Source organism: Petroclostridium sp. X23, from assembly GCF_030013905.1.
Taxonomy (GTDB): Bacteria; Bacillota; Clostridia; order SK-Y3; family SK-Y3; genus X23.
In genome coordinates, this window is record NZ_CP124862.1 from 821,016 (window position 1) to 837,816 (window position 16,801).

17 protein-coding genes, 1 tRNA gene and 1 pseudogene are annotated in these 16,801 nt (G+C 36.9%); 3 read left to right on the forward strand and 16 right to left on the reverse strand.

Annotated elements, in window-relative coordinates:
• Positions 1-58 precede the first annotated feature (58 nt).
• The 6 genes from QKW49_RS04060 to QKW49_RS04085 all read right to left on the reverse strand — a co-directional run bounded on the left by QKW49_RS04060 (position 59) and on the right by QKW49_RS04085 (position 6,178).
• Positions 59-640 (reverse strand): lytic transglycosylase domain-containing protein, encoded by a 582-nt coding sequence (locus QKW49_RS04060; RefSeq protein WP_282866291.1) that lies wholly within the window; start codon positions 638-640, stop codon positions 59-61.
• Positions 641-657: 17 nt separating this feature from the next.
• Positions 658-1,257: a dephospho-CoA kinase gene (gene coaE, locus QKW49_RS04065; RefSeq protein ID WP_282866292.1), complete on the reverse strand. Its 600-nt coding sequence runs from the start codon at positions 1,255-1,257 to the stop codon at positions 658-660.
• A gap of 18 nt (positions 1,258-1,275) precedes the next feature.
• Positions 1,276-3,960, reverse strand: coding sequence for a DNA polymerase I (polA, locus tag QKW49_RS04070; RefSeq protein ID WP_282866293.1), 2,685 nt, complete (start codon positions 3,958-3,960; stop codon positions 1,276-1,278).
• Positions 3,961-3,975: 15 nt separating this feature from the next.
• Positions 3,976-4,155 carry a hypothetical protein gene (locus tag QKW49_RS04075; protein ID WP_282866294.1) on the reverse strand — a complete coding sequence of 60 codons (180 nt, stop codon included), beginning with the start codon at positions 4,153-4,155 and terminating at the stop codon, positions 3,976-3,978.
• Positions 4,156-4,309: 154 nt separating this feature from the next.
• Complete coding sequence (locus QKW49_RS04080) at positions 4,310-5,566, reverse strand: zf-HC2 domain-containing protein (protein WP_282866295.1); 1,257 nt, start codon at positions 5,564-5,566, stop codon at positions 4,310-4,312.
• Between the two features lie 18 nt (positions 5,567-5,584).
• Complete coding sequence (locus tag QKW49_RS04085; protein ID WP_282866296.1) at positions 5,585-6,178, reverse strand: sigma-70 family RNA polymerase sigma factor; 594 nt, start codon at positions 6,176-6,178, stop codon at positions 5,585-5,587.
• Between the two features lie 279 nt (positions 6,179-6,457).
• Between QKW49_RS04085 and QKW49_RS04090 the strand changes: the two genes are divergently transcribed.
• Positions 6,458-6,544 (forward strand) — tRNA-Leu (locus tag QKW49_RS04090).
• Positions 6,545-6,657: 113 nt separating this feature from the next.
• On the opposite strand, the pseudogene QKW49_RS04095 reads toward QKW49_RS04090, so the two are convergent.
• From QKW49_RS04095 to QKW49_RS04110, 4 genes and pseudogenes are all read right to left on the reverse strand, one after another.
• A pseudogene (locus QKW49_RS04095) lies at positions 6,658-7,813 on the reverse strand (site-specific integrase).
• A 101-nt stretch (positions 7,814-7,914) separates the two neighbouring features.
• Positions 7,915-8,136 carry a helix-turn-helix domain-containing protein gene (locus QKW49_RS04100; RefSeq protein ID WP_282866297.1) on the reverse strand — a complete coding sequence of 74 codons (222 nt, stop codon included), beginning with the start codon at positions 8,134-8,136 and terminating at the stop codon, positions 7,915-7,917.
• Positions 8,137-8,803: 667 nt separating this feature from the next.
• On the reverse strand, positions 8,804-9,226 hold the full coding sequence (locus tag QKW49_RS04105; RefSeq protein ID WP_282866298.1) for a sigma factor-like helix-turn-helix DNA-binding protein: 423 nt from the start codon (positions 9,224-9,226) through the stop codon (positions 8,804-8,806).
• A gap of 833 nt (positions 9,227-10,059) precedes the next feature.
• Positions 10,060-10,233, reverse strand: a complete 174-nt coding sequence (locus tag QKW49_RS04110) for a DUF1540 domain-containing protein (RefSeq protein WP_282866299.1) — start codon at positions 10,231-10,233, stop codon at positions 10,060-10,062.
• A 165-nt stretch (positions 10,234-10,398) separates the two neighbouring features.
• Here QKW49_RS04110 and QKW49_RS04115 point away from each other — a divergent pair, with 165 nt between their 5' ends.
• Entirely contained in the window at positions 10,399-11,004 is a 606-nt protein-coding gene (locus QKW49_RS04115) for an FMN-dependent NADH-azoreductase (RefSeq protein ID WP_282866300.1), read from the forward strand.
• A gap of 78 nt (positions 11,005-11,082) precedes the next feature.
• Here the strand turns inward: QKW49_RS04115 and QKW49_RS04120 are convergent, their stop codons facing one another.
• The 5 genes from QKW49_RS04120 to QKW49_RS04140 form a co-directional block, all read right to left on the reverse strand.
• The gene (locus QKW49_RS04120) at positions 11,083-11,346 is read right to left on the reverse strand and encodes a cupin domain-containing protein (RefSeq protein ID WP_282866301.1); all 264 of its coding nucleotides are present in this window, start codon (positions 11,344-11,346) and stop codon (positions 11,083-11,085) included.
• A gap of 41 nt (positions 11,347-11,387) precedes the next feature.
• A complete protein-coding gene (locus QKW49_RS04125; protein WP_349239121.1) occupies positions 11,388-12,263 on the reverse strand; it encodes an HD domain-containing phosphohydrolase in 876 nt (291 codons plus the stop codon).
• A gap of 148 nt (positions 12,264-12,411) precedes the next feature.
• A complete protein-coding gene (locus tag QKW49_RS04130) occupies positions 12,412-12,591 on the reverse strand; it encodes a hypothetical protein (RefSeq protein WP_282866303.1) in 180 nt (59 codons plus the stop codon).
• Complete coding sequence (locus tag QKW49_RS04135; protein ID WP_282866304.1) at positions 12,564-12,800, reverse strand: DUF2249 domain-containing protein; 237 nt, start codon at positions 12,798-12,800, stop codon at positions 12,564-12,566. The genes QKW49_RS04130 and QKW49_RS04135 overlap by 28 nt, the downstream gene beginning before the upstream one ends.
• Positions 12,801-12,892: 92 nt before the next feature.
• On the reverse strand, positions 12,893-14,548 hold the full coding sequence (locus QKW49_RS04140; protein WP_282866305.1) for a Na+/H+ antiporter NhaC family protein: 1,656 nt from the start codon (positions 14,546-14,548) through the stop codon (positions 12,893-12,895).
• Positions 14,549-14,802: 254 nt separating this feature from the next.
• Here QKW49_RS04140 and QKW49_RS04145 point away from each other — a divergent pair, with 254 nt between their 5' ends.
• On the forward strand, positions 14,803-16,200 hold the full coding sequence (locus QKW49_RS04145; RefSeq protein WP_282866306.1) for a Na+/H+ antiporter NhaC family protein: 1,398 nt from the start codon (positions 14,803-14,805) through the stop codon (positions 16,198-16,200).
• A 49-nt stretch (positions 16,201-16,249) separates the two neighbouring features.
• Here QKW49_RS04145 and QKW49_RS04150 read toward each other — a convergent pair whose 3' ends face one another.
• Positions 16,250-16,780 (reverse strand): stalk domain-containing protein, encoded by a 531-nt coding sequence (locus tag QKW49_RS04150; RefSeq protein WP_282866307.1) that lies wholly within the window; start codon positions 16,778-16,780, stop codon positions 16,250-16,252.
• Positions 16,781-16,801: the final 21 nt, after the last annotated feature.

Here is a 16,801-nt window from a genome sequence, read left to right on the forward strand (position 1 = left end):
GATAATATCAAAAGTTCCCATTGATTCAATGAAAATAAAAAAATAACGGAAATTTCCGTTATTTTTTTTTGCCATATAGTTTTTTATAGATGGTATAATCTTTTATCACTTTTTTTACATAATGATCTGTTTCTTTAAAAGGTATGGTATCCAGGGTCTTACCGGAGCTGCTTAAATTCTTATCTTTTAACCATTTTGACACATTTCCGCTGCCGCCGTTATAAGCAGCAACTACCAACTTCAGATTATTGTTGAATTCCTTTTTGAGTTTATCCAAATACCAGCAGCCAATCATGATATTGGTCTCAGGCTCAAACAATTTCTCTATAGTAAAATCATTTAATTTAAGTTGCTGGGCCCCCCATTGCGCCGTTTGGTCGGTAAGCTGCATTAAGCCTTTCGCACCTTTATGTGATACCACTTTCGGTCTAAAGCTGCTTTCCGCTTTCATAATCGCCATGACAAGATATGGGTCAATTTCAAATTGCTCGGAGTACTTCAATACAAAATCATTATACTTAAGGGGGTATAGCACTTTCATAATATTTTGCGGAAAGATCACCAACCACATGATTATAAAAAATGTAAGCGCCAGTACAAGAAACATCCTGTATCTTCTAATATTCACAATAACAAACACGGCATCACCTGTTCTCCCTATTCTACTTGATTTATCAGCTGCATAACCTGAAAACGCACTGATTCAATATCAATATCATTATCATTATTGATCACAGCAGAAGCATGTTTTTTTAACTCCTTTTCATCTAATTGTGAATTGATACGATTTATCGCTTCATTGTATGAAAGCCGGTCCCTATTCATAATCCGCCGGATTCTTTCTTCTTTGTCGGCAGAAACAACCCATATAGCGTCACATATGTTATACAACCCGCTTTCTATCAACACGGCCGCATCGATCATGATATAATCGTATGTTCCTTTTTTCATCTCTGATTGAATCTCTCTCTGTATCTCATTGACAATATATTTGTGCGTTATCCGGTTCAATAATTTTAATTTTTCCTTATCTGAGAAAACTATACTTCCCAATTTTTTTCTGTCCAACTGTCCATTATCCAATAAAATATCCGAACCAAAAACGCTAACAATTTCAATCAGAGCTTGTTCTCCCGGATTTACCACCTGACGTGCCACTACATCCGCATCTATTACTTTCACATTCAACTGTTTTGCCATACCGGCTACGGTACTTTTTCCACTACCGGTTCCTCCCGTTAGCCCGATAATTTTCATAAAAAACCTCCACCGTAATCATTTCGTATCAAACCAGCTGGTTCCGATATTTAAATCCACAACCAGCGGTACTTTCATCTCTACGGCATTTTCCATTTTCGTCTTTAATATTTCGGTAACCTCTTGAATTTCATCCTTGTGTGTTTCAATAATCAGTTCATCATGGACCTGAAGGATCAATTTTGATTTCAATTTTCTTTCCATAAGTTCTTTATATACATTTACCATCGCGATTTTTATGATATCCGCCGCGCTTCCCTGTATAGGCGTATTCATTGCAACCCTTTCGCCAAAAGAACGCATGTTGAAATTTTTTGCCTGAAGCTCAGGTACGTATCTTCTTCTATTTAACATAGTCGTTACATATCCTTGATTTTTTGCAAGCTCCACCGTATCCGTCATATACTTTTTAACCATGCCGTACTTTTCAAGGTAACTATCAATATACTTCTTAGCCTCTTTCCGGGTGATTCGCAAATCCTGCGAAAGACTAAAATCACCTATTCCATAAACAATCCCGAAGTTTACGGCCTTCGCTCTTGAACGCATTACAGAGGTTACTTCCTCCATAGGAACGCCGAACACCTGGGATGCAGTCCTTCTATGAATATCCTCGTTATTTCTGAATGCATCAATCATATTAGGGTCCTCAGAAATATGCGCCAACACCCGTAATTCAATCTGGCTGTAATCCGCATCCATTAAGACATATTCATCATTTGATACAACAAACATTTTTCGAACTTCTCTTCCTTGTTCGAGTCTAATGGGGATGTTCTGCAGATTAGGTTCCGTGCTGCTTATTCTTCCTGTAGCGGTAACCGTCTGATTTAAGCTGGAATGTATCTTTCCTGTCTTTTCGTTGATTACATTTAATAAACCATCGGCATAAGTCGATTTTAATTTCACCAACTGCCGGTATTCGGACAACAAGTCAATAATACGATGTTTCCCAGCCAGCTTCTCTAAAACTTCCACATCTGTCGAATATCCGGTCTTAGTCTTTTTCACCACCGGTAAATCAAGTTTTTCGAATAGAATAACGCCTAATTGTTTAGTAGAATTGATATTAAATTCTTCTCCTGCCAACTGATAGATTTCTTGAGTCAACTGAGTAATCTTTTCATCCAGCATTGCAGAAAATTGTATCAGCTTTTCCTTATCGACTTTAAATCCTTCAATCTGCATGAATGCAAGCACTTCTACCAATGGCAGCTCCACATCATAATACAGCTCTATTTGATTATATTCTTTGATCCTGTCATTTAATACCTCCATTAATTGAGGTATCGCCAGCACTTGCTGACAGGCATAGGATACAGCCGTCTCTGAATCAATATCGGATATGGATACTTTAGATTTACCCTTTCCCAGTACGGTTTCTTCTGAAGGAATATGAAGTCCTAAAAACTCCTGCGCGATTTCATCAATCTGATAAGAGCTTCTGGATGGATTCATAATATATGCAGCAATCATGGTATCAAATCCAATACCTTTTACGTCAACACCGTACTGATGCAGCCATACAATATCTTCCTTAATGTTGTGGCTGCTTTTCTTTATATCATCATCTTCGAATACCGGCTTGAGCACGGCAATAATATCTTGTCCGGTCAGGTTTTCATTTACATCTATATAAATCGCAGTATCCTGTTGTAATGCTATTGCCACCCCTAGAACCTCATCATTCCCTTTGGCAACATTGCTGTATAATAGGTAGGAAAGCTCCTGTTTTTTTAAAACCTCATTCACTATTTCTTTTAATTCATCTATATGGGTCACATGCCTATAATCACCTTGGCCTGAACTGACAACATCTTCCGATGCTTCCAGTTCAAACTTTTGAATAAAACTTTTAAACTCGAGCCTTCGAAACAATTCCAGCAGTTTTCCCTTATCGTAAGCCTCTACAGTACAATTGGAGAAATCAAAATCAATAGGAATATTTCTATCAATGGTCGCAAGCTTCTTACTTAAATACGCCATTTCTTTATTATCTACCAGACTTTCCTTTACATTTTTCCTGACTTTCACATCATCGATATGTTCATAGATACCATCTACACTTTTATATGTCCGGATCAGGGATAATGCGGTTTTTTCTCCAACCCCCGCGACACCCGGAATATTATCCGACGGGTCACCCATAAGTCCCTTTACATCAATAAATTGATGCGGAGTCACTCCATATTTTTCAATGACTTTGTCCGCATCATAATCCTCTGTTTCGGTCACACCTTTTCTGGTGACAGGCAGCTTAATCCTCGTCTTGTCGGTCGCAAGCTGCAATGAGTCTTTATCCCCTGTTACAATCACACATTCTATATCATTATGCTCGCAAAGATTTGAAATCGTACCAATAATATCATCCGCCTCATAGCCTTCCTTCTGAAACATTTCAATATTCATGGCTTCTAATACCTGCTTCAGCACCGGAAGCTGAACAGCCAGTTCGTCAGGCATTCCTTTTCTATGCGCCTTATACTGTTCAAATTCTTTATGCCTGAATGTAGGTGCTTTCATATCAAAAGCCACACATATGTATTCCGGCTTCTCTTCTTCAATATATTTAAAAATAATATTTAAAAATCCATATATAGCATTAGTATATAACCCTTCTGAATTGGATAAAAGGTGTATCCCATAAAAAGCTCTATTGATAATACTATTTCCATCGACTATCATTAGTTTCTTATTATTCATTGTCATTCTCCTCTATTAGACGCTTTTACTCACGCTCAGCTCGCTATTATGAATGCTTATGGTTATTATATCACCAATCTTATAATTATTTACTCTGAGAACATGGACAGGCACGGTAATTTCAAACATCCCATCTTCCACTGTGATAAATGCGTCATCATTTTCTATCCTGTCTATCGTACCCACAAATCCCATAAGAACCTCCTATAATATCACCATTCTTTTACATTACATTATATTATAACCTATAACGATGTATTTTTGTACAACTCAAATTAAAAATTATAAAAGAAATAAAAGATATCCTCCATCACATAAAAAAAGAAGCATAAGCTGCTTCTTTTACTTTTTACTGTACGATATGAATCTCTATAATGTATTTTCCTATAGACCTATCCATCTCCGCAATCTCCTGGTTCAACCGCTCCTGCTCCTGAATTAATACCGACAGTTCATTATTGATTTTCTCCATTTCTTCCTGATTCGAAGTAGTATTTAACTTTTGCTGTAACTCGGCAATCTGTTTTTGTACATTGTCACATTGACTCAATAGGTTATGATAACGGCTTGTTTCATCTGCCTCATTATGGTCTGTTGTAAATTCCAGTCCCGCAGCACGTACCGATGAGATCAGTTCTGAGTATTTGTCCTTTGCAATATATACGATTGGTTTTTCATTTTTGAATCTTAGTTCAAAATAGCCGTCGAAATCATTCAGCTTTGTTTGCAACTCTTTCCAGATGGCTTCCGCATCCTGCTGCGATGTATTTATTACCGCGTAGTAAACCATAAGGGGTTTTTTATCCCTGTATATGCCCCGGCATACAGTCTCTTTTTTAGCCGTCTTAGAAATACTACTGCTCCCATCTTGCAGTCCACTGCCTGAATCAGGTGCATCTGCTGCTGTAGATGGAATAGCTGCAGCCATTGGCAGTTGTTTCTGTGTGGGTTGCTCTTGTGGAGGCAGTTCTTGTATGCGTTCTAATTGTTGTGTTTCTTCTTTCACTGTCCTCTCTTGCTCTGACCGCTCCATTAATACGGAAGATTTTTTCTCCGGAACTATCATAGCCATAGATTGGCTCTCCATTTTTGAGGACTGCGTGTCCATTTTCTCTTTATTTTCAACAGGCATATCCGCAAGAACCGTTTTCTCACCGTTACCCATTTCCGGCATCTCTTCTTCAGCTGCTTCCCCTGCCATACTCGTACTGTATTCAAGCTGCGCATCACTGACATACGCCTTTTCGGTCTTTTGCATCGAATTCGAAATAGTGTCAAAGGCTTGGGACTTTAAAACAAATACCAGCAGTATTCCGGCTGCTATTCCTGAATATATGCGCCAATTCAAGTACCAAGGAGGTTTCACAGGTGTTCTGTCATGTTGAGCTTGGACCAACTTCTCGTGCAATTCATGTTGAAAGTTTTCAGGTACTTCTAATTCTTCAAAGCTATGACAACTTTCTACGACAGATTGAAGTAATTGCAGCTCTTCTCTACACTCAGCACATGATTCTATATGCTTGTTAAAACTAACTAGTTCAATATCATTCAGCTCATTATCTATATATAAAGACATCATTTCTCTTATCGGTTCACATTTTAGCATTCAAATCCCTCCTTTCGATTAATTAGACGATATATGATTTGAAAAGTTCCTCTCTTTTAATAATATGTTCTTCAATGCGTTGCGTGCTCTATTAATACGGGATTTTACAGTTCCTAAAGAACATTGTAAGATATTAGATATCTCTTCATATGAAAATCCGTTTATATCTCTTAAAATAATAGCAACTTTATGTTCATCATTCAAGCTTTCTATTGCTTTTCGTACTTCTTCTCTTAATTCTTTTTCTTCAACCAGTTGATCCGGACCAGGACCTTCATCCTCCATTTGGACGTTTATCTCTCCATCCTCCAGTTGAATAGTAGAATTTATCGAGACAACTGCCGCCTTTTTTCTCTTTCTTACCTCATCAAGACATACATTTGTAGCAATTCGATAGATCCACGTAGAAAGAGAAGACTCTTCCTTAAAATTTGAAATAGACTTATATACTTTTAGGAAAACTTCCTGTGCCATATCCGATGCATCATCAGGATTGCCTAATATTCTATATGCAATATTAAATACTTTTTTCTGATAGTTTTCTATAAGCTGTTCAAAAGCAGCCATATCTCCACCCTTGCACTTTTGAACCATCATCTTTTCTTGACTCATTCAATTATCACTCCCTTCATATGATTGGGAAATATCATAATCCATCTATGTATATGTGATTTTATAATAACAAAATGATATTACCTATATTTTATATAAGTAAGCATGGACATAATTGTTCTTATATTACCACACATTTATTACAAAACTATTAATGCATAGATACTCCGCATCATAATATCGAATTTTCCGGAAAAATGTCTGGAAAAATTTTTTTTTAAATTACTATTGCTTTTTTGATTAAGTTCTTGTATAATAATCAATGTTCCCAAAAAACATGCCGATGTGATGGAATTGGCAGACGTAGTGGACTCAAAATCCACCGGTGGCAACACCGTGCCGGTTCGACTCCGGCCATCGGCACCAAAAAACAAAGCTCTTAAAATCGCTAACCATGCGAATTTGAGAGTTTTTCTTTTTATCTCGGTAGTTCATATATTTCCCTCCCTTACTCCTTAGTTATCAGCATCCCTCCAATCTCAGGAGGGATATACTCCAATGATTGCATTTGCAGAAGCAACTTTTGAACTGAAGTCCAAATGCGTATAGATATTTGATGTAGTAGAAATATCGCTATGCCCTAACCATTCCTGTATCTCCTTTAGGCTAACTCCATTGGCGTATAATAAACTTGCACAACTGTGGCGAAGATCATGAAAGCGAATTTTTTTCAGATTGTGGTTCTTTAAGACGATTGCAAAATGCTGTGTAATATAATTGGGCTTGACTCTTTCTCCAATCTCATTCACATAAATATAATCCAGATAATCTTTGCAATACGCGTTTCCGCAAACTTTTCGATTGAGTTCCTGCTGCGCTTTCAATCTATGGAGTAATTCTTCAAAAGGCACTACCAGCGGCAGTGTGCGATAACTTGATTTTGTCTTTGTGCGGTCTTTTGCTATTGTAGTAATTTTCCCATCCAAAGTTACCTCAGTTACCGTATGCTTAATGGTCAATGTTTTTTTCTCAAAGTCAATAGCTTCCCACTTTAGTCCTACAATCTCGCTTCGCCGCAGTCCATAAAACGCGCCTAAAATGACAGCAATCTCTATCTTTTGATGTCTAACCACATCAAATAAATTATCTAATTCACTTTTATCATAGATACTACCGACGAATTTCCCCTTCTTAGGACGTTCAATCCGGTCAGCAGGATTATAGTCTATCAATCCTATTTTAAAGGCATGTTGTAACGCCTTCCGGATGTTTGCATGACGATGAATAACCGTGTTGGCACTCAATCCCGTTTCATTAAGCTCATATTGATAATAATCCTGTATATGCTTTGGAGTTAGGTCTTTCAGTTTTATCTTTTTTTCTTCAAAATAAGGATTTATTTTGTTTTTAATACAGTAGGAATAAGATGCATAAGTAGTCATTTCAACACTGTTTTTCATCATCTCCAACCAGCTTAAAAGGTACTCTGTAAACAAGATATCATCAGAGTCTATTGATTTATTTTGATCGAAATTTTTTCGTGCATCCTGCAACATTGCTTCAGCACGTTTTTTTATTCCCTTTTATGGGCAGTCCTGTACTAATGGACTTTGTTCGCCGGTTCCCATTTACATCTTTATAATTGAGAATAATATGGAAATAACCGTTTTTCTCTCGCAGATGTCCTGCTACCATAATATGTAACCTCCTTGAAAAGTAACAGTTTAAATTCACCTACCACTGACTATTACAGTGTAGCAGGCTTTATAATGTATTTCAAATGTACAAACGATATTTTACGCACTAGATTCTTGTACGACATCTAAGTATTCAAAAATATGAAGCTTTGGAATTTTATAAGATCTACCTATCTTAAAATGTTTTATTTGATTTTGTTTCAAAAGACGATATCCGGTTTTTGTGCTGATATTGCCTAGCATTTCGCACATCTGCTCTACGTTTACTACATCCGGATATTCTCGAAAGATTAATTTATATGCCTCATTATTCTTTAGCAAAGTATCAGCCCCTTTCTATTGTAATATAGTATGCATATATTAGGAGCACGCCTTTGATTGGATGCACATATATGTTTGCATAGATAGACGTACCCCTAATCTGCATTTCTGCTTTGGTTCTATCCGATGACTAACCGCCACTGAGACTCCCACTTCTTTAAGCGTGAAATAAGTGGCGCTAAGTCCCTGGATAACGATTTCTAACCTTCAGACCGAGTACCTGTACCCGGAGGGTGTAAAACTCACTCTGAAGGTTAGAACTCTGTTTATATTAATTCATCCGGTAGACAGCGGTTGACTGTCCTCATAGGAATTCCACCTCCCCGTCAGCGACCGGGGCGCACTCTAGGACTTAACCTCGACTGTACGCAAGTATCATTATCCCTCCGTATGTGTCATCGCCTTAAATGTAACCTTCATTATTTATTGCAAAGGTATTGATCGCTCACACCTTGCCTCTATCAATCTATAAAAAGCATTTACTTGGGTTGCAATCCAGCATAATGGCAGACAGATGATCTTGGCGCACCTGCAATCTGGCTATCCTTTAAAGGACATACGGGGAAAGTACCGGATAAAACACTTATTTAATTCTCAAGGTTCAACTGAGGGGGTAGAGTTTGTCCCTCTATTAATCAGCAGATTTTTTAGGCGTTTGTTGCACCCCTTACAAATATTTTTTTAAAAATTTTTCAATATTTTTTAGTGCCTTATCGATTGAACGAGATATCTGGCTTTTATTCACTCCTTCAATCCTTGCTATTTGAGATTTACTCATATCCAAAAAGAAATGTGCATACACGCGCTTGGCCTGCTTGTCCGGCAGACTGTTTATAGCGGCATACAGTTCCTGACTGATAAGTTTTCGCTCATAGATTTCCTCCGGCGATAAAACAAGTAGTACAACATCCTTTTCAATACCGTCCTCAGCATTAAGTGAATAGTATGCTTTGTGTACACGCCTGCGCTCAAAGTCAGCATGTTCTTTTCGATTAATCTGTTTGAATAGCTCTGCAACTTCATCTGGTACTTCAACGAAAATGTCAGATTTATAGAACGGGTATAAATCCCGTAAATTAATCCTTTTCATGTCGAACCTCCGTTTTGATTTTTTTTAGGTAAAAAACCAAAACAGAGGGTGGAGAGCGACACCTGGTAAAACTTCTATTTTCACGACAAAAAAAGCCCACATGGACACAATCCAGATAAGCTTTTTTGAGATTTACGCTATTACATATCCTGATTATAGGTTCTGGTAGTTCTACTTGTTGGCCGTATTTGCCCCTTAACCAGAATAGACTTTTTTGATAGTTCAATATTAGTTAAGATACATAAAATGATGTCTGCTTCATTACGCAAGACCGCTACTTGGTAGCGGCCATTGCTCTTTGGTAAATTTGATAAACATTAAAATCCCCTCCGAACTCTCAAGTTTGGAGGGGATTGGTTTAGGCATGGAAAAAGCCCCGCCAAACTCACACTTTTTTTATTTAGCGAATGTCACTTTTTCCTGTTTGAACTTTAATGTAAACCCTATTAAATATGGCTTTATGTTTATAATACGTTTTTACAGTTCCTATTTTTATAGATATCCTATATCGTTTCACCTTCCTAACAGGAACTGTAAACTGTTAACGGAGGTGAACTAACAATGCATAATGATTTTGACAAATTGAGGGATATTCTTAAAACTACACGGAAAGCAACCTTGATACAAATTTAGTAGATGAATTACGAAAGGATTTGAAGCAGACCATCAAGTCTCAAAAAATCACCACTATACTTGTTACACATAACAGAGAGGATGCAGATTTTCTTGCTGATAAAATCATTCAGTTATCTGCTTAACTTTTATTTACTATATACAATAATAAAAAGAATTTGCTGCCAAGTACATCAGCAGCAGATTCTTTTTGTTGACTACTATCTTCCTTCCGGTATAAATGTCGCACAATCAGTTTCCTGTGAATCACTTGCATTTCTTGGTTGCACTTCTATTCTTTCTGCTGCGCAATAATCACCATTCATATAATAGTGGCAGGTGTTTACTACACATTTAATTCCTTGATTCGGATGATTCATTTTATTTACTTGCATATTTATCCCCTCCCTAAAAAAATATTTGCAGTTGTATTATTTGAACAAAACATGTACTCTATTCCGCTTGATAAAATTTTTTATAAGTCCAGATAAATCATATTGATTTGCACATACTAAATATAGTTCAGAATATATCAACCTAAAACACTTGGAGGAAAGCAAATGAGTAAAGTACTGTATATTAAAGCAAATGCAAAACCGGAAGGTGTATCAAGAACCTATAGAATCTCTGATAGTTTTATAGAATCATATAAGCAAAGTCATCCAAATGATGAAATCATATCCTTAGATTTATATAAAGAGGATATAGATTTTTTATCAATAGATGATATTAATACTGTATTTGGTCCCAAAGATGATAAAAATAAGAATCATCCAATTTTAAAATACGCATACCAATTTGCTGAAGTTGATAAATATGTAATTGCAGAACCCATGTGGAATTTGAGTATTCCTGCTATTTTAAAAGCATACATTGATTATATTTGTGTGGTTGGAATTACATTCAAGTATACCGAAGATGGTCCTGTTGGCTTATGTCAAGGAAAAAAAGCAATAAATATCTCTGCAAGAGGCGGGCAATATGCCGTCGAGCCATTTTCATCTTTTGAAATGGGAGACAGATACTTAAGGGCAATATTAGGTTTCTTAGGAATTACTGACTTCACTACTATATCAGCTGACGGATTAGATATTGCTGGCAATAATGTTGAGTCAATCATAGAAGATGCAATAAAAGATTCAGAAGGAAAAGCTAAGAACTTTTAATTTCTCTCATGAAAATTCATCCTTATAAAAGAAGAACTCGCTCATTGTTAAAGCAAGTTTTTCTTTTATGCTAATATTTTATTCTTCAACCACTGGGACTAAAAATGAGCACACATAAAGGTTCCCATCTGTCCTTAAAGAGTGCATGGTTCCTGCCGTAACAGTAAATACTTTTCCAACAGTCAGCTCAATTTCTCCATTTTCTAAGACACCAAATCCGCTTCCTGCAATGCAATAAAAAAGCTCATCGCTTTTATCGTGCTTATGCAGCGGCACCTTCTTTGCAGCGTCGATATGATAAACGTTTGAAACAATACTACTCCTTACTAGTTCAATATCCATAATCCACCTCTATTTCTTATCATAATAAATATTCTCTATCATTATTCCTTAAAAACTCTTTTTATATCATCTGTTATCACTTTATCCAGCGCACCTTCTTGGACCATTTGGTCTAGAATTTCTGTAGCCTGTTTGTGCGTCAAGGGCAAACGATATGGCCTTTCTTCCATTAAAGCCTGATAAACATCAAGGCATGCAATAATACGAGAATTAAAGTCAAGTTCCTGGCCTGTCTTCCCAAAAGGATATCCTCTTCCGTTTAGTTTCTCATGATGGTTTGAAGCCCATTCCGTAATATCTTCAAACCCTGTAATCTCCTGCAAGCTCAATTTTGTATAATATGGATGCTGTTTTATTATATCAAACTCTCTTTCGTCAAGCCTGCCAGGCTTATCGAGAATAGCGTTATTGATTGCAAGCTTACCTATATCATGTAAATCTGCTGCAATCATCAATTTGTAAATTTCATCTGCCGGTTTTTTATAAACCCCCCCTATGGTTGCAGCTTTCTCTGACAGCTTACTGGAATGCTTTTGAGTAAACCTTGATTTCGCATCTATAATTTTAGAGAATACTTTTGTTATATCATGAATTTTGCTTAACGACATCTCCATGCTAAAATTGGGCATATTCCTTCGGATAGAAAAGTTGATAAACTCATCCTTCAAATCAAGCCAGAAATACGGTGTATGGCTGACTTCTATGAACGCATTTACAAGCCGCGGAGCGAACATGGTGTTTTCATGAATTTTTACAAAAGCTTGAACTCTTTGCTTATCTTCAATGTACATTTCTTTCAAAGATGAATTCAGCTCTATCGTATCAGCAATCTTAATGATTTGTGCCATTATTGGTATTTGCTCTCCTTTTATACCGAAGAAACCTGTCCCATCGTAATTTTCATGATGGTATTTAATAACGTCTTTATGCTAAAGAATTACATTCATATAATCCAATGCACATGTTGTTTATATTCAAATTCTTAATATCATGATTATCTAGTTAATAATTTAAATACTTCTTCATTCTTAATGACCTCTTCAATAGACTCAATTCCTAATTGTTTTAGGAGCTTTTCATATTGAAATTATCAAAGGGTGTCATTATCATAGAGTCCTCACCGAACGCATTCATCAGTTTGGTCGCTTTCTCTACTCCGATATTTGTTCTTGGTCCGCCGACACAATCTCCTTCACACCCCATACCTTCAATAAAATTTACCTTTTGATAAGCACAACCCTGCATAATTCCGGTCCCTGCTCTGTATATTTCCAATCATATTGATCCGGATAATCTATAGAAAGCTTATATTGTAACAAGGGACGCATATCATGGTCATTTATCAACTCCATTTTTTCACCGGATGCTAAACTTTCAAAAGCACTGGAAACAGTTGGATATCTGTCTATGGGTTGGTGTTTTGTTATATCAATCTGTAGTTTGATATCGCTCATATATTTGCTCTCCTTTCAAAAACTCCTGTTATAATAAGATAAAGTCTTTCGGCACAAAAGCTAAGTTACATTATCTTGATATTTCACGTTCACTACATAATTAGGGGTACTACTAAAAAAGCAACTGCTGCTAATGCAGCGGCTAACAGGTTATACGGCATCTGCGCGGTTATATAGTCCATATGCTCTACCTCGGCAATTCCTGAAGCCATGGCACCCATGCCGGATAGCGGTGATGATACATCGCCAAAAGTCCCTCCTGCAAATACGGCTCCTACCGTCATAGGAATGAAAGCTCCTGAAACTACCGCCAGCGGGATTGCCAAGGGCATAGTTAAAGCCCATGTCCCCCATGATGAACCGATAAAAAACGTAACTGCAGCAGTGATTAAAAACACTGTTACTGGAACCAAAAAAGCCGGAAGAGTATTTCCTATCGTCATGGTGATTAATTTGGGTAATCCCAGATCTTTAGATACTCTTGCAATAGGCCATGCTACTGCAAGAATCGCAATGGTCATCATCAACCTGTTTCCACCTTTAACAAAACGACTTACCATCTCTTTTAGATGGATACCTTGAAAACGGTAAAAAATAAACGATACCATTGTTGTAATAAGCAAGGCTAAGAGCATCGCACGGGATGAGTCCGCATTTGAGAATATATCCAGCAGTGTATTTCTGCCTTTTCCCCTGCCTGACCACCACATAAGATAGAAACTCAATGGGATAATCACCATAATGGGTACTATGAGATTCCATGGCCTTGGTTCAATATTCATATCGATTTGACCCATCTCATGGTCCATATGCATATCACCGTGTTCTTTATGCTGCCCTGTGTGATGCACTTCATTATGCTTTTTTTCAGTATTCATTTGGCCATGTTCCGTATGTCTATCATCTTTAGGTCCTTTAAGATTTTGTTCATGGATATCAGGTGATATTTCTTGTCCTGTTTCTGCAGCAAATGTCATCCCCATGCCCTGCTTTGTTGTGAGCTGATCCTGATAGTCTGGCTGTCCTGTCATCTGCTTGCTGCGTTCTTCAACTTCTTCATCCTTAGGATTTTCCTCTTCCATTTTTTTCATAACTCGAAAGTTTAGAATACCTAAAACTGAAAGCAGTACAACACCAAAAGAAGCTAAGCTAAAAAAGTTAAAAGGGATGCTTTGAAGGAAAATGATATAAGGGGATGCACCACTGCCTGCAACCTGAAGACCACTGGCAACTACTCCTACCATATATCCTACAAAGGTAGTAGCAATAGGTATTATAGCCACCACAGGACTTGCAGAGTTATTCAGCATATATGCAAACCTTTCACGAGAAATCCCTTGTTTTTGGATAATGGGTTTCATAATAGATCCGGTTGCCACCACACGGAAACCACAGTCAATAAAGGTAATAGGTATTAATGCCCACAATCCTAAAAGTGCTCCACGTTTACTTCTAATTAATCTTGAGAGAAACTTTGCAAACCCCTGTACCCCGCCTGATAATTCAATAACAGCCACTAATCCGCTAAAGGCATATAAAAAGAGAAGTACGTCCAGGTTTCCTCTATCCGAGAGTGTATTGACAATATAATCTGCCATTGTTGCAATTGAGGAAATAAACCCAGGAGACGCAATAAAGCTGCCAATCCATAATCCAATCAATAACGACGGAATAACCTGTCTTGTAATCAATGCCAGAATAATAGCTGCCAAAGGCGGCATAACCGAAAGTATAAGTTCTATCGTCAACTTAAATCATCCTTTCCTTGGAAAATCATTGATTTTAGTATCCCTTTATAACTTTACAAGTATTCTTCCGACTCATGACTTTCTTTTTATTTATTACAAACAGGGTTCTTATGTTGAACTAGTCGACAACTTCATTTTAGGCTGTTATTCAGAAAGATAACGAAGTTTTTCTACCCTATAAACACTCTCTTCTGAATAAAGTCTGCGGAATAAGAAATAATACGAATAGATTTTATAAACTGGAGGAGTATATTATGATATGGCTATCTATTATGCCGGCACTGATTACTATCATTTTAACATTCAAAACTAAGAAATTGATTCCCTCTCTACTTACCGGCGTAATTATAGGAGCACTCCTTAGTACTCGCTCATTATTTAACGGAATTACTTCTATAGGGAATTATATTATTGAAGCTGTTGCTAATAAAGACAGTGCCTACACACTGGGATTTCTTATTGCTTTTGGTGCACTGGCAGATTTGATTGAAATGGCAGGAGGAATATCAGGATTTAGCGAGAGAGTAGGAAAATGGGTAAAAAGTGAGAGAGGTGTATTGGGCTGGAGCTGGCTACTAAGCCTTATTACTTTTTTCGATAGTTCTTTCCATACCATTGCTGTAGGAACAGTATTGAATCCTTTGCTAGAAAAAGTGAAGGGTTCAAAAGAGAAGCTGGCTTTTTTACTTTCTGTAACAAGCCTTCAGTTAATTCTACTCATCCCTATTGCAACCTCCTACTTAGGCTATATGGTAACTTTAGTCACTAACAACATCAGGGAAAAAGAGATCAATCAAAGTGCTTATGCAATTGTTGCTAAAAGCGTATTATGGAACTTTTTTTCATGGAGTATGCTTCTTATTGCCATTGGAGTAACCATCTTCGGACTCGGATTTGGAAAATTCAAATTGGGAAACGCAAAAGAAAAAGAAGAACTTACAGAACAACATCTGGAAAAAGAGCAAAATGCCAATCAATCTGTACAGGAATACCCAAGTAAAAGTATTAACCTCATCATACCTGTCATTATTTTGCTTATAAGTACTGTTTTCTTTTTCTGGTGGACCGGAAGAAATAAATCGGATACTTTTTTTGGAACACTTAGTGCAGCAAACTTTAATGTCTCCATTTTCGCCGGTGCATTGTTAACCATTGTCATGACAAGTATCTTCTTTTTATTTCAGAAAATCAGTCTTGCTGAGATTGAAGCACATATCGTAAAAGGCGCTGAAAAAGTGATTTCACTTATTATCATTTTGGTGCTAAGCTGGGCATTAACAAGTGTCACACAAGACCTTGGTTTCAATAAACTCTTAGGAGAAAGTATCATCAAAAGTATTCCTAAAATCTTGATTCCTGCAGTACTATTTCTCATTACAGGAGTTATTTCCTACACAATCGGCTCATCGTGGGCTACCTGGGCACTCATCATGCCTCTTGCCATCACATTTTCAATAAACTCAGGCGTGAATATCGCAATCATGGTTGGAACTGTATGGGCAGGCGGGGCAGTCGTAGATGTAGTATCCCCTTTATCGGCTGAAATGGTAAACATTTCATTCGGAGAGCATTTAACCACTTCTACCCCATATGTCATTTTAGGAGTATTACTTGCTCTTGCAGGATATATTGTTATAGGATTTACATTATAAGAAAAGTCATAATCTTTATGCTTGTTATTTTTGTAGTAATTAGATGATATTAATAATTTTCTATTGACTTTATATAACGTTTATCAATATACCCTATTACACCATCTCGTGTTCGGACTTTATACCACTTTTTATATTCATCAAAAACCCTAACTACTTGACCTTTTAGTCCATAACTCACTAAGATAGGAGACTTTATAGACGGACTTGTGCGAATTTCTGCATTTGCTGAAACCACTTGTGCAAGCTGCTTCTTGCTTTTCATATAATCAACTATCACCACATTGTTTACACCTGCCCAATCAATTTTGATATCAAGCATCTTTGCTAAAAATTGCATAGGAATATAAGGCACGTTTTCAACCACCTTAGGTGTTGAACCCAGTTCAACTGATTCTGCGCCAATAACAGCAATACTTTTATTAGTTTGCAATTGTATGATTTTGTCTTTAACGGCAAGTACTATTTTACCATCATTAGAATTCCAATATGTTTCAGGAACAATATATTTTGTAACTATTGGCAGTGCGATAAAAATCTCACCATGTTCCATGATTGCAGTATGTTTGCTTGCGACCAATTTATCTTCGACTAATACATG

What these genes read in the sequence shown, in the direction of transcription:
- QKW49_RS04110 (WP_282866299.1), bottom strand. Translation starts at nt 10,233, where the DNA reads ATGCAAGTAAATAAAATGAATCATCCGAATCAAGGAATTAAATGTGTA.
- polA (WP_282866293.1), bottom strand. Translation starts at nt 3,960, where the DNA reads ATGAATAATAAGAAACTAATGATAGTCGATGGAAATAGTATTATCAAT.
- QKW49_RS04130 (WP_282866303.1), bottom strand. Translation starts at nt 12,591, where the DNA reads ATGCAGGGTTGTGCTTATCAAAAGGTAAATTTTATTGAAGGTATGGGG.
- QKW49_RS04075 (WP_282866294.1), bottom strand. Translation starts at nt 4,155, where the DNA reads ATGGGATTTGTGGGTACGATAGACAGGATAGAAAATGATGACGCATTT.
- coaE (WP_282866292.1), bottom strand. Translation starts at nt 1,257, where the DNA reads ATGAAAATTATCGGGCTAACGGGAGGAACCGGTAGTGGAAAAAGTACC.
- QKW49_RS04120 (WP_282866301.1), bottom strand. Translation starts at nt 11,346, where the DNA reads ATGGATATTGAACTAGTAAGGAGTAGTATTGTTTCAAACGTTTATCAT.
- QKW49_RS04135 (WP_282866304.1), bottom strand. Translation starts at nt 12,800, where the DNA reads ATGAGCGATATCAAACTACAGATTGATATAACAAAACACCAACCCATA.
- QKW49_RS04085 (WP_282866296.1), bottom strand. Translation starts at nt 6,178, where the DNA reads ATGAGTCAAGAAAAGATGATGGTTCAAAAGTGCAAGGGTGGAGATATG.
- QKW49_RS04080 (WP_282866295.1), bottom strand. Translation starts at nt 5,566, where the DNA reads ATGCTAAAATGTGAACCGATAAGAGAAATGATGTCTTTATATATAGAT.
- QKW49_RS04145 (WP_282866306.1), top strand. Translation starts at nt 14,803, where the DNA reads ATGATATGGCTATCTATTATGCCGGCACTGATTACTATCATTTTAACA.
- QKW49_RS04115 (WP_282866300.1), top strand. Translation starts at nt 10,399, where the DNA reads ATGAGTAAAGTACTGTATATTAAAGCAAATGCAAAACCGGAAGGTGTA.
- QKW49_RS04105 (WP_282866298.1), bottom strand. Translation starts at nt 9,226, where the DNA reads ATGAAAAGGATTAATTTACGGGATTTATACCCGTTCTATAAATCTGAC.